The following is a 22,759-nucleotide window of genomic DNA, read 5'->3' on the forward strand; positions in this document are numbered from 1 at the left end:
GGTACGCACGCCCCCACGGCCCCGGCCGTCCGGCCGACCCGTTCGGATCAGATCCAGCTGAGTTCCCACAGGCGCCAGGTGCCGGTGCCGTCGGAGAGGTACTGGGAGCCGGCGACCTCGGACTTGGCGACGACGTAGTCCTTCTTCTGCCACAGCGGCAGCAGCGGGACGTCCTCGCCGACCAGCGACTGCATCTCCTTGAAGTCGTTCGAGGTCCGGCCGCGGTCGCTGAACTGCTGTGTGGCGGCGATCAGCTGGTCCATCTTCTTGCTGGAGTAGCCGCTGTGCAGGACGTTTCCGGTGCCGACGAGCGGCTGGGTGAAGGTGTCGGGGTCCGGGAAGTCGGGGAACCAGCCGACGGTGTAGATGTCGTACTTACCGGCCGCGTACCCCTTCTGGTACTTCGTCCACTCCACAGCCTCGACCGAGACCTTGAACAGCCCGTCCTTCTCCATCTGGCGGCGCAGCTCGGCGGTCTCCTTGGTGTACATGTCGCCCTCGCGGTAAGCGAAGTTGACGGCGACCGGCGTCTCCACTCCGGCCTCCTCCAGCAGTCGCGCCGCGCGCTTGGGATCGGAGGAGGGATAGGTGTCGAAGAAGGGGGTGCTGTGCCCGATGTAGCCGGTGGGGATCAGCGAGTACAGCGGGTCGACCGTGCCCTGATAGACCTTCCGGACCAGGGGGCCCCGGTCGAGGAGCGCGGCGACGGCCTGGCGGACCTTCTTCTCCGCGAACGGCGAGTCCTCGCGGAGGTTGAAGATGATGTTGCGGATCTCGGCGCTGGCCGCCTCGGTCACCCGCACGTCCGGGTCGTTCACGTTCAGTTCGGCGAGTGTCTCGGACGGCAGCTGGCGGTGGGCGATGTCCACATCGCCACTGTCCCACGACGTCTGGAGGTCCTCGGAGGTCTTGAAGTAGCGGATGGTGACCGCTTCACCGGTCTTCTTGAGCGCGCCCTTGTACTTCAGGTTCGGCACCAGTTCGGCGCTTTTCCCCGACTCGTAGGACTTGAGGACGTACGGGCCGGAGCCGTCGACCTGGTTGCCCTGGCGGAGCTTGCTCTTCGGGTATTTGGTCGTGTCGACGATCGCCGCGGCGCCGGTGGCGATCTTCTGCGGGAAGGTCGCGTCCTTGCCGGACAGGTTGAACGTGATCGTGCGGCCCTCGGTCGTCACCGTGTCGAGCGTGGGGAAGAGGCCCGCGGGGCCGACGTTCGACTTGATCGTGAAGATCCGGTCGAAGGAGTGCTTGACGTCCTCGGCGGTGATCTTGCGACCGTTGGAGAAGGTCAGGTCGTCACGGAGCTTGCACTGGTACGTCTGGAGTTTCTGCCCGACGAATCCACAGCTCTCGGCGGCGTCCGGTTCCGGCGTGACCGCACCGGGCTTGAAGGTCAGCAGCGACTGGTAGATGTTGCTGTAGATCGCCCAGGAACCCGCGTCGTACGCACCGGCCGGGTCGAGGGAGGTGACGACGTCCGATGTCCCGACAGTGATCGCATCGGTCTTCGCCTCCCCCGACGGGAGCAGTTGCCAGGCGCCGACGCCCGCTATGACCAATACCGCGAGAATCGCGAGAATCCGTACCCGGACCGACCGCATTGCCGTGCTCTCCCTTACCAGCCCCACCTCGGCGGTTGCGTTCGGATCCGCACATCGCCGCATGTTCGCGCTTACCCAATCACACGATTTTCACATCTGGAAGAGTAAATGGGGCGCTCATGGCCTTTTGTTGGACACGCGCCCGAGCCCTTGTCCGAAAAGGCTGTTTCCTGCCTCCCACCTGCGGCTTTCCGTAGCTGACGGTGACCCTTCGGGGTGGATTCCATGACGAGGAGTCCAGGCCCTCCGAACCGTCGCACCCGCAACGGAACTACGCCTGACGGGAGGCCAGCTCCACGACGGTGATGTCGGAGGGGGCGCCCACCCGGACCGGCGGGCCCCAGGCGCCCGCACCGCGCGAGACGAAGAGCTGGGTGTCGCCGTAGCGTTCGAGCCCGGCGACGGTGGGGTTGGCCAGCCCGGCGAGGAGGTTGCCGGGCCAGAGCTGGCCGCCGTGGGTGTGGCCGGAGAGCTGGAGGTCGACGCCGTGCTCGACGGCGTCATGGATGACGACGGGCTGGTGGGCGAGGAGGACGGCGGCCCGGCCACGGTCCCGGTCGCCCAGAGCGCGGGCGAAGTCGGGCCCCTGTCCCTCGGTCTCGCCCGCGATGTCGTTGACGCCGGCGAGGTCGAATCCCTCGACCTCGACCCGGGCGTTCTCCAGCGGGATCAGGCCCAGTTCGCGGACGTGCTCGACCCACTGCTCGGCGCCGGAGAAGTACTCGTGGTTGCCGGTGACGAAGAAGCTGCCGTGCCGGGCACGCAGGGCGGCCAGCGGTTCGGCGGCGGAGCCCAGGTCCGCGACGGACCCGTCGACGAGGTCGCCGACGACGGCGACCAGGTCGGGCGAGGTCGCGTTGATCGTGTCGACGATCCGGCGGGTGTGGGCACGGCCGAGGATCGGCCCGATGTGGATATCGCTGACCACGGCTATCCGGAAGCCGTGGGCGGAACGGGGCAGTTTGGCCAGCGGGACGGTGATCCGGCTGACGCTGGGCCCGCGCAGCACGCCGTACGTGCCGTACCCGACGGTGGCGAGTCCGGCGGCGGCCGCCGCGCCCCCGACGACCCGGGAGACGAAGAGCCGCCGGGAGGGGGCGAGGGCGGAAGCGGAGGCGGAGTCGGAGGCGGCCGGGGCTTCGGCGGCGGGTTCCGTTTCCGGTTCCGCCACGGGTTCCGGGGCCGTACGCGCCACGGCTTCCGAGCGGGTGGGGGCACCGGCCGACCGGGACGGCACCAGCTCTTCGGCACGAGGGTGGGTCTCGCCCGGGACTTCGGCGAGCGGCCTCGAAGCCGTTCCGCTTGTCCCCGCGCCCGTCCTTCCGTCCCGTCGGGCGAGGACCCGCACGAGCAGGGGGCGTACGGCCTCGCCCACGAGCAGCGCCAGCGTCAGATAGAGCAGGCAGGCCAGCCACAGGAAGCCCGGCCAGGCCAGCACCTGCTGGAGCCAGAAGGGGGCTCCCACCCGGCCGGACGTCATGGCGCCGACGCTCAGCAGGGGCAGGACGAAGGCCGCGACGGTGCCCGCCCGGCGCAGCGGGCTGCCCGGTGCCGTCGTGTCACCGACGAAGCGCCGCCACAGATACCGGTGCACGGCGCCGAGCAGCACCAGCACCACGAGCCCCACCAGGGCGAAGACCACCGCTGCCATCCGAGCTTCCCCATGTTCCCGTCGTCATGCGCGGTCGTCGCGCAAAGCCCGGACTCCGCGCAACCCGATCACGCCGACCACCGTCCCCAGAGACAAGGACGTGATGGCGAGCAGCAGGTGTACCCAGAAGTACCCGGTTGGTTCGCCCGCGTCGTCGAAGGCGAGCCCGCTGCCGTCCTGCCACAGGTTCTTGACGAAAGTGATCCAGATGAACCAGCTCCACACGCCGAACGCAAGCAGGAACCAGGACACGCGGCGGCTGAGCTTCATGGGTCCAGTATCGCCGCCGCCCTCCGGCCCCCTCCCCCGGGGTGGCGTCCGTACGGGGCCGTCCCGGCGTTCCCAGCGGCGGGTCAGCCGGTCCGGGTCCGCATCCACACCTTCGCCCTGTACGTTTCCGACCGTGCCTGCTCTGAAAAAGATCGCCCTCACGGTCACCTCCGCCGCCTTGTTGTCCGGATTCGTCCTCAGTCCCGCCGCGGCGGCCGACAAGGACAAGAGCGACGGCAAACAGCCCAAGCCGCCGAGCGCGATGTCCAGCATCGGCGGGGCGCAGCTCGGCAAGGCCGGCACCCAGGTCAATCTGGGTCCGGGGGCTCCGGTGCTGCCCAAGGAGCTGACCGGCCGGTCCTGGATCGTCGCGGACGCGGAGAACGGGGATGTCCTGGCGGCGCACAACTCGCACTGGCGGCTGCCGCCCGCCTCCACGCTGAAGATGCTCTTCGCGGACACCGTCCTGCCCGCACTCCAGCCCACCACCCTGACCCACAAGGTGACGGGGAGTGAGCTGTCCGGGGTCGGCGAGGGCAGCAGCCTGGTCGGGATCAAGGAGGACCACACCTACACGGTCCATGACCTGTGGCTCGGGGTGTTCCTGCGGTCGGGCAACGACGCGGTGCACGTCCTGTCGGAGATGTACGGCGGCGTCCCGGAGACGGTGGCCGCGATGCAGAAGCACGCCGAGGAGCTCCAGGCCCTGGACACCGTGGTGGTCTCGCCGGACGGGTACGACGCGCCCCGCCAGGTCTCCAGCGCCTACGACCTGACCCTGATCGCCCGCAGCGGACTCCAGAAGAAGGATTTCCGCGAGTACGCGGCGACCGCGTCGGCCGACTTCCCCGGCGAGGAGAAGAAGGGGAAGAAACGCGACTCCTTCGAGATCCAGAACACCAACCGGCTGATCACCGGGGACATCGGGGTGGACCCGTACCAGGGCATCGCGGGCGTCAAGAACGGCTACACCACCCATGCGGGCAACACCTTCACCGGCGTCGCGGAGCGCAACGGCAAGGTCCTGCTGGTCACGGTCATGAACCCGTCGGCGGAAGAGAGCCACGCCGTCTACAAGGAGGCCGCCGGGCTGCTCGACTGGGGCTTCGCCGCGAGCGGCAAGGTGACCCCGGTCGGCCTGCTGGTGCCGCCGAAGTCCGTGGACACCGGCACGGGCACCGGGACCGGCGGCAAGGGCGCGGCGCCCGCGGCCGGAGCCGACCAGGGCTCGGGGGGCCAGGCGGAGGCCACGCACGCGTCGGCGGCCCCGGACGGTTCCAGCGGGGTCGGGACCGCCCTGGCGATCATCGGCGCTCTGCTGGTGCTCCTGGGCGGCGGGGTCTTCCTCGTCAACCGTCGCTGGCCGCTGGCCGGCCTGGCCCGCCGCACCCCGTCGGCGGCCGACCCGGCTGGATCGGCTGGATCGGCCGACACGGCAGAGACGACCGCGAAGACAGGGAAGGCGGGGAAGGCGGCAAAGGCCGAGGCGGCCGACCAGGCCGGGACCACTGCCTCCTCCGGCTCGGCCGAGAAGTCCTAGGCGCGGGTGGAGCCGCCGGGCGCCACGGCCCCGGCGGTCTCCCCCGCCCCCGCCTCCGGCACGTCCTGCGCCCGGTCCACGCCTTCCTCCTCCTTGCTCCCGGTCGCCGTCCAGGCGGCGCAGAACAGCAGCAGCTTCGCGGTGAAGTTGATCCACAGGAGCAGCGCGATCGGCACGCCGAACGCGCCGTACATGCTCTTGCCCGCGACCTCGCGCATATAGCTGCCGAGCAGCAGCTTGAGCAGTTCGAAGCCGACCGCCCCGAGCAGGGCCGCGACCACCAGCCGCCGCCGGGGCGGCTCCACCCCGGGCAGCAGCGTCAGCAGATAGAGCAGCAGCAGGAAGTCAGCGACGACCGCGACCGCCAGGGCGGCCACCCGCAGCAGGATGCCGCCGGCCCCGTCCTCGGGGACGCCGGCCAGGCCGGCGGTCCAGCTGACCGCCGTCGAGCCGATGGTGGAGACCGCCAGGGTGGCGAGCGCCGCGCCGCCGAGGCCGACCAGCAGCACGGCGTCCTTCACCTTGGCGACGACGGGGTTGGCCTCCTGGACCTCGTCCAGCTCCCAGACCGCGCGCAGGCACTCGCGCATCGAGCCGACCCAGCCGACACCGGTGAACAGCAGCAGCGCGCCGGCCACCAGGCCGACCGTGCCCGCGTTGGCGACCAGCCCGTCGATGCCCAGCTGATCGGAGATGCCGGGCACCTGGTCGGCGAGCTTGTCCTTGATGGTGTCCACTTGTTCGTCGCTCAGCAGGGCGGCGGCGACGGCCGCGCCGACCGCGATCAGCGGGAAGAGGGCCAGGAAGCTGATGAAGGTGATCGCCGCCGCGAGCCTGGCCCAGTGGACCCGGTCCAGCCGCTCGTAGGAACGCCACACGTGCGTACCCATCAGCCGGGCGACCAGGGGCCCGATCACCGGGAGTTTCTTCAGCCAGTCCATGACGTCACGCGTACCCTCCTGGGCCCGGAACATCGCGGCCCGCCCAGGACTCTCCCGGACACGTCCGGCGGAGCTCCGTCACGCTTCGCTGACACTCGCTCCATCACCCGTTCCGGTGAGCGAATTCACCAATGCCGCGAAGGGGATTTCCCGGACGATACGGTCACCTTCATGTCCGTCGACACGGTGTCCTTGACCGGCTGGGGCCGTACCGCCCCGACGACCGCCGTGCGGTTCTGCCCCCGTACGTACGAGGAGGCGTCCGCCGTCGTCCGGGGGCGCGGGCCCCGGGGTGTCATCGCGCGCGGCCTGGGGCGGTCGCCCGGGGACGCGGCGCAGAACGCGGGCGGCTCGGTGCTCGACCTGACGGGCCTGGCCCGGGTCGGCGGTGTCGACACCGCCGCCGGCGTGGTGCGCTGCGACGCGGGGGTGAGCCTGGAGCGGCTGCTGCGGGTCCTGCTGCCGCTCGGCTGGCTCCCGCCGGTCGTCCCCGGCACCGGCAGGGTGACGGTCGGCGGGGCGATCGGCTCCGATCTGCCCGGCCTCGACCACCGCCGCTCGGGCTCGTTCGCGCGGCACGTGAGCGCCCTGGAACTGCTCACCGCCGACGGCGAGGTGCGTACGGTGCTGCCGGGCACCGCCCTCTTCGACGCGACCGCCGGGGGCCTGGGGCTGACCGGGGTGATCCTGGGCGCCACCCTGCGCCTGCGGCGCGTGGCGACTCCGCTGATGTCCGTCTCCACCGAGCGCGCCGGGGACCTGGACGATCTGCTGGCCCGTTTCACCGCGGGCGGCGACCGGCTGCCGTACGCCTCCGCCTGGATCGACCTGCTGGCCCGAGGCCGGGCGACCGGACGCGGGATCCTCACCCGGGGGGAGCTCGCGACTCCTGACATGCGCCCGGCGCACGTGGGGCGCACTCTGCTCTCCTCGCGTTCCGGAGGGGCCCGGGGACGGTTCCGGCTCCCCGGCTTGCCGCCGGTGCCGGGCGGGCTGCTCGGCCCGTCCTCGGCCGCCCTGTACAACGAGGTCCGCTACCGCGGCGCACCCCGCGCGCGGAACGGCGAGCTCCGGACGGTCCCCGCCTTCTTCCACGCCGCGGACGCCTTCCCGGACGCGAATCCGCTGTACGGCCGGGGCGGCCTGGTCCGCTACCGGTTCGCCGTCGGGTACGGCCAGGAGGAGACCCTGCACCGGGTCGTGCGGCGGATCGCGGCGCGCCGGAGCCCGGCGGTGCGGGCCGTGCTCCAGCGGTTCGGGGCGGCGGACCCCGGAGCGCTGTCGTTCGCCGCGCCCGGCTGGTCCCTGGCCCTGGATCTGCCCGCGGCCCTGCCGGGCCTGGCCCGCTTCCTCGACGAGGTCGACGAGGAGGTGGCCGCCGCCGGGGGCCGGGTCTGCCTGGCGAAGGACTCCCGGATGCGGCCGGAGGCGGCGGCCGCGATGTACCCGGGGCTGGCGGGCTTCCGGGAGCTGCGGGCACGGCTGGACCCGACGGAGGCGTTCCGCTCCGACCTGTCGCGCCGGCTCGGGCTGTAGGCCTCCCCCACCGACCAGCACGTTCTCCCCATCACTCACCCCACCCCCACTCCCCCCACTTCCCCACCTCATCCGACCAGGAGATTTCCGTGAAGGATGCCTTCGGCGCCCCGCAGTCCCTGCTCGTCCTCGGCGGCACCTCCGAGATCGCCCTGACCACCGCCCGCCGGCTGATCGCCCTGCGCACCCGCAGGGTCTGGCTGGCCGGGCGCCCCTCCCCGGCCCTGGAGTCGGCCGCCGCCGAGCTGCGCGGCCGGGGGGCGGACGTGCGGACCGTCGACTTCGACGCGCTGGACTCCGCCTCCCACGAGGTCGCCCTCGGCAAGGTCTTCGCGGAGGGCGACATCGACGTGGTGCTGATGGCGTTCGGGGTCCTCGGCGACCAGGCGCGGGACGAGGAGGAGCCGATGGCCGCGGTCCGGGTCGCCCAGACCAACTACACGGGGGCGGTCTCCGCCGGGCTGGTGTGCGCCGGCGCACTACAGGCGCAGGGGCACGGTTCGCTGGTGGTGCTGTCCTCGGTGGCCGGGGAGCGCGTCCGGCGCGCGGACTTCATCTACGGCTCCAGCAAGGCAGGCCTCGACGCCTTCGCGCAGGGGCTCGGCGACGCGCTCCAGGGGACCGGGGTGCAGGTGATGGTCGTCCGCCCCGGCTTCGTCCGGACCCGGGCCACGGCGGGGCGGCCGGAGCAGCCGTTCGCGACCGGCCCGGAGGAGGTCGCGGAGGCGATCGTCACGGGGCTGCGGCGGCGCTCGGAGACCGTGTGGGTGCCCGGATCGCTCCGGGTGGTGATGGCGGCGCTGCGGCACGTCCCGCGCCCGCTGTTTCGCCGGCTGCCCTTCTAGCTAGGGCGTGTTTCGACAGTCCCGCCTGCCTGGCGGCGTCTGGCACGCACGCTCGCCTCGTTCGGATCATGCCGGGCCGGCGGGCCCCGGGGGTCTCAGGGCCGCAGCGACGGGGCCGACGGGGCGTCGACCGTGTAACCGCCCTGGGCGGGGACCGCGGGCGCCCCGCCGCCGCCGCCGAACGGGAAGTCCCTGATCTTGCGCCAGACGGCGTCCGGGCCCTGCTCGTACAGTGCGAAGGATCCGCAGGTCCAGGCGGCCTCGTAGTCCGCGAGCTCCTCATAGGCCCGTTCCATGGCCTCCTCGGCGATGCCGTGGGCCACGGTGACGTGCGGGTGGTACGGGAACTGGAGCTCGCGCACCAGGGGGCCGGAGGCGTCCCGCACCCGCTTCTGGAGCCAGGAGCAGGCCGCGGCGCCCTCGACGACCTGGACGAAGACGACCGGCGACAGCGGGCGGAAGGTGCCGGTGCCGGAGAGCCGCATCGGGAACGGTCGGCCGGAGACGGCGATCCGGTCGAGATGCGCCTCGATAGCCGGCAGGTCCGCCGCCTCCGCCTCCGTCGGCGGGAGCAGGGTGACGTGGGTGGGAATGCCGAAGGCGGCAGGGTCCCCGAAGCTCGCGCGGCGATCCTGGAGCAGGCTGCCGTAGGGCTCCGGGACCGCGATCGAAACGCCGAGCGTTACGGTCCCCACGTCGTTCTCCTCCACCGTCGATAGTCGATTTCAGGTCATGCCGTGTGGGCCGGGTTTCCGGCCCACACGTTCCGTCGCCGCCAGTGTGACCCTACGGCCATGATCTCGCCAGGGTCCTTGGACTCAGTGCTTCGCGGGCAGCAAGCCCATCCGGTCGTACGTCTGGGCCAGGGTCTCAGCGGCGACGGCCCTGGCCTTCTCCGCTCCCTTGGCCAGGATGGCATCCAGCGTCTCCGGGTCGTCCAGATACTGCTGGGTACGGGCCCGGAAAGGAGTGACGAATTCCACCATGGCCTCGGCCAGATCCGTTTTCAGCGCACCGTAGCCCTTGCCCTCGTAACTCCGTTCCAGGTCCTCGACGGGGCTGCCGGAGAGGGTGGAGAGGATCGTGAGCAGGTTGCTGACGCCCGGCTTCTTCTCGGCGTCGAAGCGGATCACCGTGTCGGTGTCGGTGACCGCGCTCCTCACCTTCTTCGCCGTGACCTTCGGGTCGTCGAGGAGGTTGATGAGGCCCTTCGGCGTGGAGGCCGACTTGCTCATCTTGACCGCCGGGTCCTGGAGGTCGAAGATCTTCGCCGTCTCCTTGAGGATGTACGGCGCGGGGACGGTGAACGTCCGGCCGTACCGGCCGTTGAACCGCTCGGCGAGGTCGCGGGTCAGCTCGATGTGCTGGCGCTGGTCCTCGCCCACCGGGACCTGGTTCGCCTGGTAGAGCAGGATGTCCGCGACCTGGAGCACCGGGTAGGTGAAGAGGCCGACGGTGGCCCGGTCGGCGCCCTGCTTGGCGGACTTGTCCTTGAACTGCGTCATCCGGGAGGCCTCGCCGAAGCCGGTGAGGCAGTTCATCACCCAGCCGAGCTGGGCGTGCTCGGGCACATGGCTCTGGACGAAGAGCGTGCAGCGCTCCGGGTCCACGCCTGCCGCCAGCAGTTGCGCCACGGCGAGCCGGGTGTTGGCCCGCAGCTCGGCGGGGTCCTGCGGGATCGTGATCGCGTGCAGGTCCACGACCATGTAGAAGGCGTCGTGGGTCTCCTGGAGCGCCACCCACTGGCGCACCGCGCCCAGGTAGTTGCCGAGGTGGAACGAGCCCGCGGTGGGCTGGATCCCGGAGAGCACGCGCGGACGTACGGCCGCACCGGTGCGGCCCGTCTGCGGCTGGTCGGTGGGGAGGTCAGAGGCCATGGCTTCATTGTCTCAGGTACGGGGGCGATCTCCGGCAGCCGGTGCGGGGCGGAGAGGGCGCGTACCCGCAGGGGCCCGGGGCACGGGAGCGCACGCCTGAGACGAACCGCGCATTTCGGCGCGCCCGGCGTGCGACGGCGGGCGCGCCGGGCGATGGAGGTTTCCCGGCGCGGCTTCCGACCGACGATACAAAGTGGGCACCACCCCCGCCCACGCCGCACGACGAACGGAGATCCCGTGTCGACCACGGAAACCGCCATCGCCTCCGCCGAGGCGCACAGCGCGCACAACTACCACCCGTTGCCGGTCGTCGTGGCCACGGCGGAGGGCGCCTGGATGACCGATGTCGAGGGCCGCCGCTACCTCGACCTGCTGGCCGGGTATTCGGCACTCAATTTCGGCCATGGCAACCGCCGGCTCATCGACGCGGCCAAGGCCCAGCTGGAACGGGTGACGCTGACCTCCCGGGCCTTCCACCACGACCGGTTCGCCGACTTCTGTACGGAGCTGGCGGCGTTGTGCGGCATGGAGACGGTGCTGCCGATGAACACCGGTGCGGAGGCCGTGGAGACCGCGGTGAAGACCGCCCGCAAGTGGGGCTACCGGGTCAAGGGCGTGCCGGACGGCAGGGCGAAGATCATCGTGGCCTCGGACAACTTCCACGGCCGCACGACCACGATCGTCAGCTTCTCCACCGACCCGGAGGCGCGGGCCGACTTCGGCCCGTACACCCCGGGCTTCGAGATCGTCCCGTACGGGGACCTCACCGCGATGCGGGAGGCGATGACCGAGAACACCGTGGCGGTGCTGATCGAGCCGATCCAGGGCGAGGCCGGGGTGCTGGTGCCGCCGGCCGGCTATCTCCCCGGCGTACGGGAGCTGACCCGTGAGCGGAACGTCCTGTTCGTCGCGGACGAGATCCAGTCGGGCCTCGGGCGGACCGGAAGGACGTTCGCCCTGGACCACGAGGGCGTGGTGCCGGACATGTACGTGCTCGGCAAGGCGCTGGGCGGCGGGGTTGTGCCGGTCTCCGCGGTGGTCTCCTCCGCGGACGTGCTCGGCGTGTTCCGGCCCGGCGAGCACGGCTCCACGTTCGGCGGGAACCCGCTGGCCTGCGCGGTGGCGCTGGAGGTGATCGCGATGCTGCGGACCGGCGAGTACCAGCAGCGGGCGGCCGAGCTGGGCGACCATCTGCACCGGGAGCTGGGCCTGTTGACGGGCGGCGGCGCGGTGGAGACGGTGCGTGGCCGGGGTCTGTGGGCGGGCGTCGACATCGCTCCGGCGCTGGGCACCGGCCGGGAGATCTCCGAGAGGCTGATGGAGCTGGGGGTGCTGGTGAAGGACACCCACGGCTCGACGATCCGGATCGCCCCGCCGCTGGTGATCAGCAAGGAGGACCTGGACTGGGGCCTGGACCGGCTGCGGGCGGTGCTGAGCGCCTGAGCCGGCCCCGACCCCGACCTCGCCCCCGTACCCGCCGTACGGGCCCCGTGGTGTTCAGAGGATGACGTGGGGCAGGAAGCGGGCGTACGCGTCCGTGACCGGCCCCGCCGACTCCCGGATGCCGAGCCCCGCCGCCTCGTCCTCGACGACCCACGCACCGAGCACCACCCGGTTGCCGTCGATGTCGGGCAGCGGGGCCAACTGCTGGTAGCAGCAGGGCTCGTCGCGCAGGACGGGCGGGGAGCCGGGGCCGTGCAGGTCGACCCCGGCGCCCTCGCGGCCGAGCAGTGGCTTGGACACGTATCCGGCCCCGCCGGGTCCGGCGAGCTCGCGAGGGCCGTCGAGGTAGGCGGGGAGCAGATTCGGGTGGCCGGGGTACAGCTCCCAGAGGATCGCGAGCAGCGCCTTGTTGGAGAGGAGCATCTTCCAGGCGGGCTCGATCCAGCAGGTGGCGCCGGTGGAGCCACCGTTGTCGAGGGTGTCCAGCACCTGGGGGCCGAAGCGGTCCGTGGCCAGCCACTCCCAGGGGTAGAGCTTGAAGCAGCCGCGGATGAACCGCAGCCGGTCGTCGACGAACCGGCCCGACAGCCGGTCCCAGCCGATCTCCTCGACGGACAGCGCGTGCGTCTCCAGACCGGCCTGGTCGGCGGTCTCGCGCAGATACGCGACCGTCATCAGGTCCTCGCCCGCCTCGTCGCCGTCGGAGTGGACGAAGTGCAGCGGCCCGGGCGGCAGCAGGTGTGCCTGCCGCTTCCAGGCGTCGACCAGTCGCTCGTGCAGGGAGTTCCACTGGTCGGCCCCGGGGAACCGGTCCTCCATCCAGAACCACTGCGCGCTCGCGGCCTCCACCAGCGAGGTCGGGGTGTCGGCGTTGTACTCCAGCATCTTCGCCGGGCCGCTCCCGTCGTAGCGCAGGTCGAACCGCCCGTACACGGACGGCAGTTCGGCGCGGCGGTGCCAGGACTCGGCGACCGGCGCGGCGAGGCGGGGGTCGGTGATGCCCAGGTCGGCGAAGCGTTCTTGCTCGACGATGTGCGCGGCGGCGGCCAGGGACATCGAGTGCAGTTCCTCGACGGTCTCCTCCAGCGCCTCGACCTCGGGCAGCGAGAAGACGTAGTAGGCGCTCTCGTCCCAGTACGGGCGCAGTGAGCCGTCCGGGTATCGGGTGAGCGGGTAGACGACACCCTGCGACTCGACGGTCTCCTGCCAGCCGGGGCGCGGCTCGATCGTGCGGCGTTCCACGGCGGTCAGCCGCCGCCGGAGCCGGAGCAGCCGAAGCCGCCGCGGTCGACGGCCGCCTTGTCGAAGCTGCCGCCCTGCACCTTGCCGCTGTCGTTCTTGCCGCCGTAGTAGTACGAACCGTTCCCGCCGCCGCGGCACTCGGAACTCGGCAGGCTCTTCCGCGTGGTGCGGTCGGCGCAGCGCTTGTCCGGCTCCGAGCCGCAGGACGTGATCGTCAGGGCGAGCAGCCCCATGCCGCCGAGCACGACCGTGCTCGACCTCAACCTTCGCTTGGACATGTCCGGTTCTCCCCCGTGGTCGGTGTTCGGGTCCGGCTCTTCCCCTCACCACCGGACCTCTTGTCAGATTAGTTGGACGGCCGACCGGGCCGAAACCCGCGGGCGGCCGACGCGTCGGCCTCCGCCCGGTAGATTCCCTTTGTGCTTCTCGGGATGATCTGCGCGCTCGGGGCGGCGGTCTGCTTCGGCACGGCGTCCGTCCTCCAGGCCATCGCCGCGCGGGCCGCCGCCCGACCGGAATCGGGAGCGGGCGTCGATCCGGCGCTGCTGCTGCGGGCGCTGCGGCAGCGGCGCTACCTGGCCGGACTCACCCTGGACGGCGTCGGCTTCGTCCTCCAGATCATCGCGTTGCGCTCGCTGCCGATCTACGCGGTGGGCGCGGCGCTCGCCGCGTCCCTGGCGGTCACGGCGGTGGTCTCGTCCCGGCTGCTGGCGGTCCGGCTGAGCGGGGCGGAGTGGGCCGCGGTGGGCATGGTCTGCACCGGTCTGACCGTGCTCGCCCTGGCCTCCGGCGCGGAGGGCCACCGCCCGGGCCCGGACGCGCTGCCCTGGGTCCTGCCCGCCGTGGCGCTCGGCGTGCTGCTGCTGGGCGCGGTGGCGGGGCGGCTCCCGGCGAGGGCGCGGGCGCTGGCCCTCGGGCTCGGATCCGGGTTCGGCTTCGGGGTGGTGGAGGTGGCGGTCCGGCTGATCGACGACCTGTCACCGGGCGCGCTGGTGAGCGATCCCGCGCTGTACGGGCTGCTGCTGGGCGGCGGGGCCGCGTTCCTGCTGCTGACCTCGGCGCTGCAACAGGGTTCGGTGACCACCGCGACGGCCGGCATGGTGCTCGGCGAGACGATCGGCCCGGCGCTGGTCGGGGTGGTGTGGCTGGGCGACGGCACCCGGCCGGGCTTCGGCTGGCCGGCGGCCATCGGCTTCGTGGTGGCGGTGGCGGGCTCGCTGGCCCTGGCCCGCTTCGGCGAGGCCCCGGAGGTGGAACCCGCGACCGCGACCGTACCGCCGGACGGACGGGCGCCGGGGGGCCCGGGGAGGCGCTGACCGGGGCCCGGTCAGGCCCTGGGAGGAGCCCGGTCCTCTCAGGGAAGCACCCGGCACAGGGCATCCAGCGCGCCCACCGGGTAGGCTGAATTCCCCCGATGGTCGAACCTGCTTAAGGGTTTCGACCATCGGGGCTTTCTCATTATCTGGCACATTTCCCGGGGCTGCCGTACATGCGCGGCTCCCCAGCCTGGCTAACTCCCCTTCGGGAGCGAATTCAACCCTTGGTATGCTTCCCGCAAATCGGCAGCTTCCGGCAGCTGCTTACGCTCTACAGCCCTGACAACTTCCAGCGCACGCCAGTGATTCGATGGAACGATACGACCGGACAGTATGGCTCGCTGTGCCGCGTTGCACGCCTCATCCAGTCGGTCGCCACCAAGCAGCGCGAGGGCCAAATCGATATTTGCAGAGGCCACTCGGCGCGGCCATTTCTCCACATCGTCGGCGGGAGCAAGCCGGGCAATTACCTGCCGCGCATAGTTCTCCGCTGCGGGATCTCCGACCCATGCCAGCGTCGTTGCCGTATAGGCCAGCGCCTTACCGGGATCGTACTGATAGTGGTGCTCCGTACCCTTGCGGGCGACCAGTGCGCCAGACATCTGCTGAACCCGTCCAATGGCAGCGTACGTTTCGACTTCTTCCCCGAGTCGCGCTCTCGCCCGCCCCTCCTGCGCTGCTGCCTGGATGGCGGCCGACGTTCCCGCGGGTGCCAGTTCCTGCGCAATCAGGGAGAGTTCCAGCGCGCGGGTGTAGTCGCCGTCCGTGAGTACTCGCCAAGCGTCAGTCTCGTAGCACCATGCTTCGATTTCTCGATGGTCCGCGTGCTGCGCAAGAGTGGCCGCCGTCTGCAAACGAGCTATCGCAGCGTGTTCCTGGTTCAGGTCGATATGAAGAGTGGCACCCAATAGCTGGAACCATCCCCCGACAACATAAAGGCGACGTTGTTCCGCAAGAGTCATGCGCGCATCCATCAGATGGGTCACATACGAGGAGTGCTTCCTTACTCTTTCGAGCAAGTCTTGCGGCGGGGACACTGGGTATTTCATGGCCAGTTCATCGAATGAAAATTCAAGACGACCTAGCGTTTCCTTGCCTACGTCGCTGGCCGATACACGCCGGGCCAATTCAAGCGCGTCGAACTCATCGTCACTATTCGAGGGTGCGACAGCGAGCCAACCGGTGCGATTCTGTGGCGGGGCGTAGGCGTCAGGCACGAGCAGAGCATCCAGTTCGCCCGCTGTGATCGACAGTGTCTTTGCGATCTTCGGGCGTTGCCAGGGTTGGGGGTCGGTCTGCCCACTCTCCCAGCGCTGGACTGTTGACCGGTCAGCGCCGACCGCTTCCGCGAATCCCTCTTGACTGAATCCGCGCGCTTTCCGGAGATCCGCGAACCTCCGCCGCCTGCTGGTCATCGTGGCCGGTCTCCTCTCGGGAATGCGTCTGCCCTGGTCAGCGTAGCCAGTGCGGCAGGACTGCGGCCTTTCTGCCGTGGCACCCACCACCTGGCCGCGCCTCTCTGGGTCAACGCCCAACGGAAGTAGCGGACTTGACGGGATGGTGGCCATGACGAACCCGACCACGGCAGACACGGACGCGCGGCAATGGGAGTACACAACGTTCGCCCCCTCGGGTGAGACGTGCCCGTCTTGCATGAAGCCGATCAAGACGCTGGAGCGGTGCCGACGCGGGGAGATCGAGCGGCAGTCCGCAACCCCCATCACGATCTACCGGCACATCGACTGCGCCGACCCGCAGGGAACCAAGCGGCGAGCGAAGCGGTGACCGCGCGGGGCATGAAGAACGAAGGCCACTCAGTTGGCCCCGAACACCTCGACGACGGGGACCGCATCAAGGCAGTTGCAGCGGGCGTTGCGCTCGTCAACGCTTCGATCCCTTACGACGTCGACCTGGACGGCATGGGAGTTTCGGAGGTCTGCCACAACTGTACTTCCGTTGCGGACCCGTACGTCATCGACCTCGGCAAACTTCGACTCAAGGATGCCGAGGCAATCGCGGCAGAACTCCGGGACCATACCGAGGAGTTTCAGCGGCTGCATGACCTCACTGCCACCGCTCAGGTCGATGCGGAGCCGAAGCGCGAATTCCCTTCGCAAGGTTCGCACTGTCGGACACAGATCCCTTGAACTCCGCTCTCTGCCACATGACGCGCGCTGCGGCAGAGAGCGGGCACCACTCCGGTTGGCTGCTTTCGGCGGTGGCCAACCGGTTTTGCCCCCGCTTGCGACGGAGCGGGTAGCCCGCAAAGGGTGCTCCACTCATCCAAGGAGGAACACAGAATGACGGCAACCGAAACCGAGCTGCGGACCGGCCGCTCACTGGTCGAGCCGGAACTCTTCGACAGCATCGTGGACTTCACCGTGATGCACTTCGGCCAGGGCCGGGACAGGGCGGAGCGTGCGGCGGATCAGGCGCTTGCCTTTGTCGCCACGGTCGCTACCGCCACGGTCAAGATGGTGCCGAGTGACGACGTGGACGACGCGTTCCACGCGTTCATCCTGCACACCACCGCGTACCGCGAGTTCTGCGAGACGTACGCGGGCCGTTTCCTGGAACACAACCCGCGCCCTGGGACGGGGGGAAGGGTCCTGAGTGAGGTGCAGGCAACCGCGCACGCCATGAAAGCCACAGGGTTCATGGTCCTGGACGACCTGTGGACCGTGAACGGCGAGAATGCCGCGCAGTGCGACGCCGATGACGGGCGCGACTACTAGCCCGCCCTCGGCCGGTACCCTCCGGCCCGTGAAGTGAGCGGAGCCGGCCCCCTTGCCGAGGGAGTCGGCTCCGCCGTGGAAAGGTATGAGTATGGTCCAGCCCGGCCCGTATGAACTTCCTGCTTCCGCAGCGGAAGCGCTCAACCCGCAGGGTCAGCGCCTGATCATGAATCGGCGCGGCACAACGCTTTGGGAAGTCCGAACCCCTGACAAGTTCTTCGCTGTGAAAGTGGGCTACCCCACCGAAACGCATCCGTGGACATCTCTTGCCCCTGGTCGCGAAATCGCTGTACTTCGTCAACTCACCGTGGAAGCCCACTTCACCGGCACGTGGGAACGCGGAACATGGGGTGCTCAGCCGTGGCGCTCCGGAGTCAGCCTCTACGAACTCTGGAAGCCCCACCGTGCCGAACTGGCACCGCAGCCGGACCTACGCGAGGTCCTGTCATGCACGGCCGCACTGGCAGAGCTGCACCGAAGGCGTTGGGTCCACGGTGATGTTCAGCCTGCCCACCTGATCATGGGGAGCACGGGGACCTATCTCATCGACCTAGCCTTAGCTCAGGGAGGGCACATTCCCAGCGGCCTGGATTTTGCCTACCGTGGGTGCCTTGTCCACTATGAGGCACCGGAGATCGCCCGAAGCGTGCTTCAAACCGGCTTCGCCATCCCTACGCGTGAATCGGATGTATACGCACTCGGTGCGTCGCTGTTCATCAGCGTCACGGGCAGGCGGCACGTCGCCTACCCCGATGACGCAGACCGTCGAGACCAGCGAAAAGCTATCGCGGACGGACCCAACCGGTCCGTCGAAATCCCCGGGCCACTGGGGCCACTGATCGGGGCGATGATGCTTCGACGACCAGCGGAACGACCAACTGCCACCGAAGTGTGCAGAGAGCTGTCCAGGGTCCTATAGGTCGGGCCCGTTCGCGTGCTGTGCCCCCGTGGCACACGGGCGGGGGCTACTGCACGCCTTGGTGCTCGTCCTCGCTGCGGTCGCGTACGTAGGTGCCTCGCTGCGGCACGGTGTAGACGTACCCGAGTTCCCGCACATGCCGGACCGCGCGGCGGGCAGTGTCCCGTGCCACGCCCCACTGCTGAATCAATGAGGACTCCGAGGGGATCGGGCGGTCCACGGCGAGGGTGCCTGACTCGATCTCCCGGATGATCTCCGCCGCGATCTGCTGATACGGCGGTTTCGGGGCTTCGTAGTCGATGCTCGGACTCATGAGGGAAGCGTGCGCCCCGGTTCCGGTCCGCTGGATACAGAGCAGCAGCGGCCCCGGAAGAACCCTCTACGCGTGCCCTGACCACGCCGTACCGCAGCCGGGTGCCGGGGGCCAGGCGGCCGGGGCGCACCACCTCCCGCAACGCCTCCATCAGCCCGCTGCGGAGCCCCTGGCCGACCGGTTCCAGATGCAGGTCCGCGCAGAAAGTGGCCCAGGAGTCCGTCATGCCGATGGACCATGCCGGGGTGCCATCGGGGCCGTAGCGTCGTCCTCATGACCTCGACGCACGAGCACCACCACGCCCCGTCCGGCCTCGCCCCCGAGCATCCGCCCCGGATCTCCGTCTCCCAGCTGCTCCCCGACGTCTACAAGGCGATGGTCCGGCTCGACATCGCCGCCCGCAAAGGCCTGGACCCCGTCCTGGTCGAGCTGGTGAAGATCCGCGCCTCGCAGCTCAACCAGTGCGCGTTCTGCCTGGACATGCACAGCAAGGACGCGCTCGCGGCGGGCGAGTCCGTCGAGCGGATCGTCCAGCTCAGCGCCTGGAAGGAGTCGCAGCACTTCTACACCCCGAAGGAGCTGGCGGCGCTCGCCCTGACCGAGGCGGTCACCGTCCTGACCGACGGCTTCGTCCCGGACGAGGTGTACGCGGAGGCCGCCGGGCACTTCGAGGAGACCGAGCTGGCCCAGCTGATCGCGGCCATCACCGTGATCAACGCCTGGAACCGCTTCGGCGTCACCGGTCGCCTGACTCCCGGGCACTACACGCCCGGCGACTTCACGAGCTGACCGCCGGGCCCCGGACGGCACGCGGAAGCGCCCCCGGCAGCAGGTGCTGCCGAGGGCGCTCGACGTATCGCGGGTGCGGGTCAGATGAGGCCGAGCTCGCGGACCGCGTCGCGCTCCTCGGTGAGCTCCTTGACCGACGCGTCGATGCGCGTACGGGAGAACTCGTTGATGTCCAGGCCCTGGACGATCTCGTAGACACCGTTCTTCGTGGTGACCGGGAACGAGGAGATGATGCCCTCGGGGACGCCGTAGGAGCCGTCCGACGGGATGCCCATCGAGGTCCAGTCGCCGGCGGCGGTGCCGTTGACCCAGGTGTGGACGTGGTCGATGGCGGCGTTGGCGGCCGAGGCGGCCGAGGACGCGCCACGGGCCTCGATGATCGCCGCGCCGCGCTTGGCGACGGTCGGGATGAAGGTGTCGGCCAGCCACACCTCGTCGTTGACGACCTCGGCCGCGTTCTTGCCGGCGATCTCCGCGTGGAAGATGTCCGGGTACTGGGTGGCCGAGTGGTTGCCCCAGATCGTCAGCTTCTTGATGTCGGAGACGGCGGCGCCGGTCCTGGCGGCCAGCTGCGAGATCGCGCGGTTGTGGTCCAGCCGGGTCATCGCGGTGAAGCGCTCGGCCGGTACGTCCGGGGCGGCGGCCTGCGCGATGAGCGCGTTGGTGTTGGCCGGGTTGCCGACGACGAGGACCTTGATGTCGTCTGCGGCGTTGTCGTTGATGGCCTTGCCCTGCGGCTTGAAGATGCCGCCGTTGGCGGCGAGCAGGTCACCGCGCTCCATGCCCTTGGTACGCGGGCGGGCGCCGACGAGCAGGGCGACGTTCGCACCGGCGAAGCCGACGTTCGGGTCGTCGGTGATCTCGATGTCGCGCAGCAGCGGGAAGGCGCAGTCGTCGAGCTCCATCGCGGTGCCCTCGGCGGCCTTGAGGCCCTGCGGGATCTCCAGGAGGCGCAGGTTGACCGGCACGTCCGGGCCGAGCAGGTGGCCGGAGGCGATGCGGAAGAGCAGCGCGTAGCCGATCTGGCCGGCGGCGCCGGTCACGGTGACATTCACGGGAGTGCGGGTCATGGCGGTCTCCGTTTAGACAGCTGGCGGTGGGGGTTCCGGCCCCTGGTGCCGGACCCTGGTGCTGGACGCCCTCCGCGCCCCGACGAATCTTGACGTGAAGAGATATCCATCGTTCAGGCTATCGGACCCGGCCGGGCCGGACCGCCCGCCCCCCTGTGGCACCGCACACAGCCGGTCACGCACCGCACGCACGGGCCGCGGGGAGCGGCGCGGGCGGAGTCGAGCGACGCGGGCGGCGCGGTCCATGGGGGGGGGCGGCGCGGGCGGGAACGCCCGCCCGCGCGGTCGTCACTCGCCCGGGTCGGTGCACCCCTTCGTTCCGGAGGTGAGCGTCACGCAGGCCTTCGCGTCCGCCGCCCCCTTCACCGCGACCATCGGGGTGTACGCGTCGGTGTCTCCCATGACCTCGCCGTTCTGTGTTCCCTCGCCGGCGGTGATCCGCACGGTGTCGCCGATGGCCGCCTCGGTGAGCCGGGCCCAGGAGGCGGAGCAGACCTCGCTGTAGCGGACCTCGATCTTGCTGCCGCCGACCACGGCGCCGGCCACCGTACGGGCGAACTCGCCGCCGCAGCCCATCGCCTCGGGGTCCTGCCCGGCGCAGTCCGCGCCGCTGCACTCGACGCCCACGGGCAGCTCCGGAGCAGCCTCGGTGGGCGCCGCCGACGGCGGCGGGGTGGCCTTGGCCGTGTCGTCGCCGCCGGGTGCGAGCAGCACCGCGCCGACCACGACGATCAGGGCGCCGACGGCCCCGACGGCGAGCATGGCACCCTTCTTCCGGCCTCCTGGGGTCTTGCCCGCAGCGTTGCGGCCCATCCGTCGGCCGCCCTGCGGCGGCCGGGTCACCCCCGGTGCGCTGCCGCGCTGGTGGGGCACGGACGGCGGACGCGTCGCGTCAGGGCCGCCGGGCCCGTAGGCGTCGGTCCCGTAACCACCGGGCCCGTAGGCGTCGGTCCCGTAACCGCCCGGCCCGTAGGCGTCGGTCCCGTAACCGCCCGGCTCGTGGCCGCCGGTCGCGTGGCCGCCCGGTCCCTGGCCGTACGCCCCGTGGGCGGGGGCTCCGCGACCGTCGGGAACGGCGGCGTCGCGGGGCGGAGCGTCGGGAGCCGTCGTGCCGGGCTCGCCGAGCGCGGCACGGGCCTGTGTGATGCGGATGGCCTCCATCGTCATGTCGTGGCGCATCTCGGCCCGGCTCCAGGCCCGCTCCGCCAGTTCCCACATGGTCGTGAGGTGGTGCTGCGGAGTGCCCGTCACCTCGGCGAGGGCCACGACGGCTCCGCGCGGGGCGAGCAGCCGCCCGTTGAGATACCGCTCCCAGGACGTCTTGCTGTAACCCGTGCGGTCGGCCACCGCGTTGATGTTCAGCCCGCTGCGGTCGACGAGCCTGCGCAACTGGCTGGCGAACTCCCTGATCTGCGGGTCGAGCTCTTCGGGCAGTGCCTTCCAACGAGGCATGGTGCTTCCCTTCCCCCCTCATGTCCCCCGGACGTCATTGCTGTGCCTCGCTGCGGCCGGTCCCCCGGTCCGCGCATCCTCCGGCCCGTCCGCCGTCCGTCCGGTCCGGACCGTCAGCAGGACTACCCACGAGGATGCGCGGAGCCAGGGTGTCAGTTCCTGACGAGGAGACGCACGGGAGCGTTCGGGACGGGCGTTCGGGACGGAGCGCGTGGTCTCTCGTGCCCCGAACTCCGCGCCGGCCTCTGCTCCGCCTGCTCCGTGCCGCTCTGCGCGCGGTGCCAGTCTGCCATCGTTGCGCGGCGATCACACCGCGCCGGAATGGTCACTTCCGCGCCACGGGCCACAAGTGAGCGCTTGCTCCGGTCTTTCATGTCCATGACACTAGAATCGCGACGGGGTAAGGCAGCCCATTTCGCCATACATCCGGGCCTTTCACCCGGTTGCCCCGTTCCGCCGTGGTGCCCGTCCCTCCTCGGGGGTGGGGACGGGCACCACGGACCTGATCGGGACGCGACCGCCCACTAGCGGATCGTGAAGCGGACCGCGTCCTCCAGGATCGGCACGTCGAGCCACGGCGCGGGCTGTGCGACCAGGGCGAGCAGCACGATCAGCGTGCCCATCAGCCCGTACGTGACCAGGTCGGTGAAGCGGGAACGTACCGCCAGCATCCCGACCGAGGGCACCACCCAGCGCAGCACGCCCCCGGTGATCAGGGCGCCACCGATCAGGATCGTTCCGACGCGGAACGCCTGGCTGAACGGGTCGAGCACCACGATCAGCAGTCCGAGGCCCGCCGCGCAGAGCACGGTGAGCAGCGGCCACTGCCGGGCCGGGGCGGGCGCGTCGCCGGACGCCGCCCTGCCCCCACCCTCGGGCCGGGCGGTGTCCCGGGTGAACCGCGGGAACCGCCGCGACCGGCGAGGCGGACCGTCGGCCACGACCCCGTCCGTGGACGTGGACGTGGACGCGTCGGTGGCGGTGGAAGTTGCGGTGTCCGTGAACGCGGACGTGGACGTGTCCGTGCCCGGGGCCGTGGACGTGGACGTGGTGGTGTCCGTGCCCGGGGCCGTGGCATCCGTGGCGGCCGGGTCCGGTCCGGCGGACCCGGTGGACCCGTCCCGCCCGTCCCGCACGTCCGGTTCGCGTGGCTCGTCCGCCGCCCGGCCCGCGGGGGCGGGGTCGGCCGGACTCGTACCAGCACCCATGGGGTTCCCTC

22 protein-coding genes are annotated in these 22,759 nt (G+C 70.6%); 9 read left to right on the plus strand and 13 right to left on the minus strand.

Annotated features, from left to right (window positions below):
- Nucleotides 1-47: 47 nt before the first annotated feature.
- The 3 genes from ACZ60Q_RS31080 to ACZ60Q_RS31090 all read right to left on the minus strand — a co-directional run bounded on the left by ACZ60Q_RS31080 (nucleotide 48) and on the right by ACZ60Q_RS31090 (nucleotide 3,522).
- Entirely contained in the window at nucleotides 48-1,601 is a 1,554-nt protein-coding gene (locus ACZ60Q_RS31080) for an ABC transporter substrate-binding protein (RefSeq protein WP_469640897.1), read from the minus strand.
- Between the two features lie 271 nt (nucleotides 1,602-1,872).
- Nucleotides 1,873-3,243 (minus strand): metallophosphoesterase, encoded by a 1,371-nt coding sequence (locus ACZ60Q_RS31085; protein ID WP_469640991.1) that lies wholly within the window; start codon nucleotides 3,241-3,243, stop codon nucleotides 1,873-1,875.
- Between the two features lie 33 nt (nucleotides 3,244-3,276).
- Entirely contained in the window at nucleotides 3,277-3,522 is a 246-nt protein-coding gene (locus tag ACZ60Q_RS31090) for an SCO4848 family membrane protein (RefSeq protein ID WP_469640898.1), read from the minus strand.
- Nucleotides 3,523-3,655: 133 nt separating this feature from the next.
- Here ACZ60Q_RS31090 and ACZ60Q_RS31095 point away from each other — a divergent pair, with 133 nt between their 5' ends.
- The gene (locus tag ACZ60Q_RS31095) at nucleotides 3,656-5,062 is read left to right on the plus strand and encodes a D-alanyl-D-alanine carboxypeptidase family protein (protein ID WP_469640899.1); all 1,407 of its coding nucleotides are present in this window, start codon (nucleotides 3,656-3,658) and stop codon (nucleotides 5,060-5,062) included.
- On the opposite strand, the gene ACZ60Q_RS31100 is transcribed toward ACZ60Q_RS31095, so the two are convergent.
- A complete protein-coding gene (locus ACZ60Q_RS31100; RefSeq protein ID WP_469640900.1) occupies nucleotides 5,059-6,003 on the minus strand; it encodes a YihY/virulence factor BrkB family protein in 945 nt (314 codons plus the stop codon). The genes ACZ60Q_RS31095 and ACZ60Q_RS31100 overlap by 4 nt on opposite strands.
- Before the next feature lie 171 nt (nucleotides 6,004-6,174).
- Between ACZ60Q_RS31100 and ACZ60Q_RS31105 the strand changes: the two genes are divergently transcribed.
- The gene (locus ACZ60Q_RS31105; RefSeq protein WP_469640901.1) at nucleotides 6,175-7,539 is read left to right on the plus strand and encodes an FAD-binding oxidoreductase; all 1,365 of its coding nucleotides are present in this window, start codon (nucleotides 6,175-6,177) and stop codon (nucleotides 7,537-7,539) included.
- Between the two features lie 89 nt (nucleotides 7,540-7,628).
- Nucleotides 7,629-8,384, plus strand: coding sequence for a decaprenylphospho-beta-D-erythro-pentofuranosid-2-ulose 2-reductase (locus ACZ60Q_RS31110; protein ID WP_469640902.1), 756 nt, complete (start codon nucleotides 7,629-7,631; stop codon nucleotides 8,382-8,384).
- A 95-nt stretch (nucleotides 8,385-8,479) separates the two neighbouring features.
- On the opposite strand, the gene ACZ60Q_RS31115 is transcribed toward ACZ60Q_RS31110, so the two are convergent.
- Entirely contained in the window at nucleotides 8,480-9,079 is a 600-nt protein-coding gene (locus tag ACZ60Q_RS31115) for a 2'-5' RNA ligase family protein (RefSeq protein WP_469640903.1), read from the minus strand.
- Between the two features lie 123 nt (nucleotides 9,080-9,202).
- Entirely contained in the window at nucleotides 9,203-10,261 is a 1,059-nt protein-coding gene (trpS, locus tag ACZ60Q_RS31120) for a tryptophan--tRNA ligase (protein WP_469640904.1), read from the minus strand.
- Nucleotides 10,262-10,498: 237 nt separating this feature from the next.
- Between trpS and rocD the strand changes: the two genes are divergently transcribed.
- Entirely contained in the window at nucleotides 10,499-11,704 is a 1,206-nt protein-coding gene (gene rocD, locus ACZ60Q_RS31125; protein WP_469640905.1) for an ornithine--oxo-acid transaminase, read from the plus strand.
- A gap of 54 nt (nucleotides 11,705-11,758) precedes the next feature.
- On the opposite strand, the gene ACZ60Q_RS31130 is transcribed toward rocD, so the two are convergent.
- A complete protein-coding gene (locus ACZ60Q_RS31130; protein ID WP_469640906.1) occupies nucleotides 11,759-12,946 on the minus strand; it encodes a glutathionylspermidine synthase family protein in 1,188 nt (395 codons plus the stop codon).
- Nucleotides 12,947-12,951: 5 nt separating this feature from the next.
- Nucleotides 12,952-13,224 carry a hypothetical protein gene (locus tag ACZ60Q_RS31135; RefSeq protein WP_469640907.1) on the minus strand — a complete coding sequence of 91 codons (273 nt, stop codon included), beginning with the start codon at nucleotides 13,222-13,224 and terminating at the stop codon, nucleotides 12,952-12,954.
- A gap of 153 nt (nucleotides 13,225-13,377) precedes the next feature.
- Between ACZ60Q_RS31135 and ACZ60Q_RS31140 the strand changes: the two genes are divergently transcribed.
- Nucleotides 13,378-14,262 (plus strand): hypothetical protein, encoded by an 885-nt coding sequence (locus ACZ60Q_RS31140; RefSeq protein ID WP_469640992.1) that lies wholly within the window; start codon nucleotides 13,378-13,380, stop codon nucleotides 14,260-14,262.
- A gap of 194 nt (nucleotides 14,263-14,456) precedes the next feature.
- Here ACZ60Q_RS31140 and ACZ60Q_RS31145 read toward each other — a convergent pair whose 3' ends face one another.
- Complete coding sequence (locus ACZ60Q_RS31145) at nucleotides 14,457-15,677, minus strand: helix-turn-helix domain-containing protein (RefSeq protein ID WP_469640908.1); 1,221 nt, start codon at nucleotides 15,675-15,677, stop codon at nucleotides 14,457-14,459.
- 238 nt (nucleotides 15,678-15,915) lie between these two features.
- On the opposite strand from ACZ60Q_RS31145, the gene ACZ60Q_RS31150 reads away from it, so the two are divergent.
- The 3 genes from ACZ60Q_RS31150 to ACZ60Q_RS31160 all read left to right on the plus strand — a co-directional run bounded on the left by ACZ60Q_RS31150 (nucleotide 15,916) and on the right by ACZ60Q_RS31160 (nucleotide 16,997).
- Nucleotides 15,916-16,047, plus strand: a complete 132-nt coding sequence (locus ACZ60Q_RS31150) for a hypothetical protein (protein WP_469640909.1) — start codon at nucleotides 15,916-15,918, stop codon at nucleotides 16,045-16,047.
- Nucleotides 16,048-16,058: 11 nt separating this feature from the next.
- Nucleotides 16,059-16,409 (plus strand): hypothetical protein, encoded by a 351-nt coding sequence (locus tag ACZ60Q_RS31155; RefSeq protein ID WP_469640910.1) that lies wholly within the window; start codon nucleotides 16,059-16,061, stop codon nucleotides 16,407-16,409.
- Between the two features lie 153 nt (nucleotides 16,410-16,562).
- Nucleotides 16,563-16,997 (plus strand): glycine-rich domain-containing protein, encoded by a 435-nt coding sequence (locus ACZ60Q_RS31160; RefSeq protein ID WP_469640911.1) that lies wholly within the window; start codon nucleotides 16,563-16,565, stop codon nucleotides 16,995-16,997.
- Between the two features lie 965 nt (nucleotides 16,998-17,962).
- Here the strand turns inward: ACZ60Q_RS31160 and ACZ60Q_RS31165 are convergent.
- Nucleotides 17,963-18,229 (minus strand): GntR family transcriptional regulator, encoded by a 267-nt coding sequence (locus ACZ60Q_RS31165; protein WP_469640912.1) that lies wholly within the window; start codon nucleotides 18,227-18,229, stop codon nucleotides 17,963-17,965.
- Between the two features lie 273 nt (nucleotides 18,230-18,502).
- Between ACZ60Q_RS31165 and ACZ60Q_RS31170 the strand changes: the two genes are divergently transcribed.
- Complete coding sequence (locus ACZ60Q_RS31170; RefSeq protein ID WP_469640913.1) at nucleotides 18,503-19,018, plus strand: carboxymuconolactone decarboxylase family protein; 516 nt, start codon at nucleotides 18,503-18,505, stop codon at nucleotides 19,016-19,018.
- A gap of 80 nt (nucleotides 19,019-19,098) precedes the next feature.
- On the opposite strand, the gene ACZ60Q_RS31175 is transcribed toward ACZ60Q_RS31170, so the two are convergent.
- From ACZ60Q_RS31175 to ACZ60Q_RS31185, 3 genes are all read right to left on the minus strand, one after another.
- Nucleotides 19,099-20,088: a malate dehydrogenase gene (locus ACZ60Q_RS31175; protein ID WP_469640914.1), complete on the minus strand. Its 990-nt coding sequence runs from the start codon at nucleotides 20,086-20,088 to the stop codon at nucleotides 19,099-19,101.
- 288 nt (nucleotides 20,089-20,376) lie between these two features.
- Nucleotides 20,377-21,540, minus strand: a complete 1,164-nt coding sequence (locus ACZ60Q_RS31180; protein ID WP_469640915.1) for a helix-turn-helix domain-containing protein — start codon at nucleotides 21,538-21,540, stop codon at nucleotides 20,377-20,379.
- 524 nt (nucleotides 21,541-22,064) lie between these two features.
- A complete protein-coding gene (locus ACZ60Q_RS31185) occupies nucleotides 22,065-22,748 on the minus strand; it encodes a DUF3017 domain-containing protein (RefSeq protein WP_469640916.1) in 684 nt (227 codons plus the stop codon).
- Nucleotides 22,749-22,759 lie beyond the last annotated feature (11 nt).

The organism is Streptomyces sp. NPDC104313 (assembly GCF_055583985.1).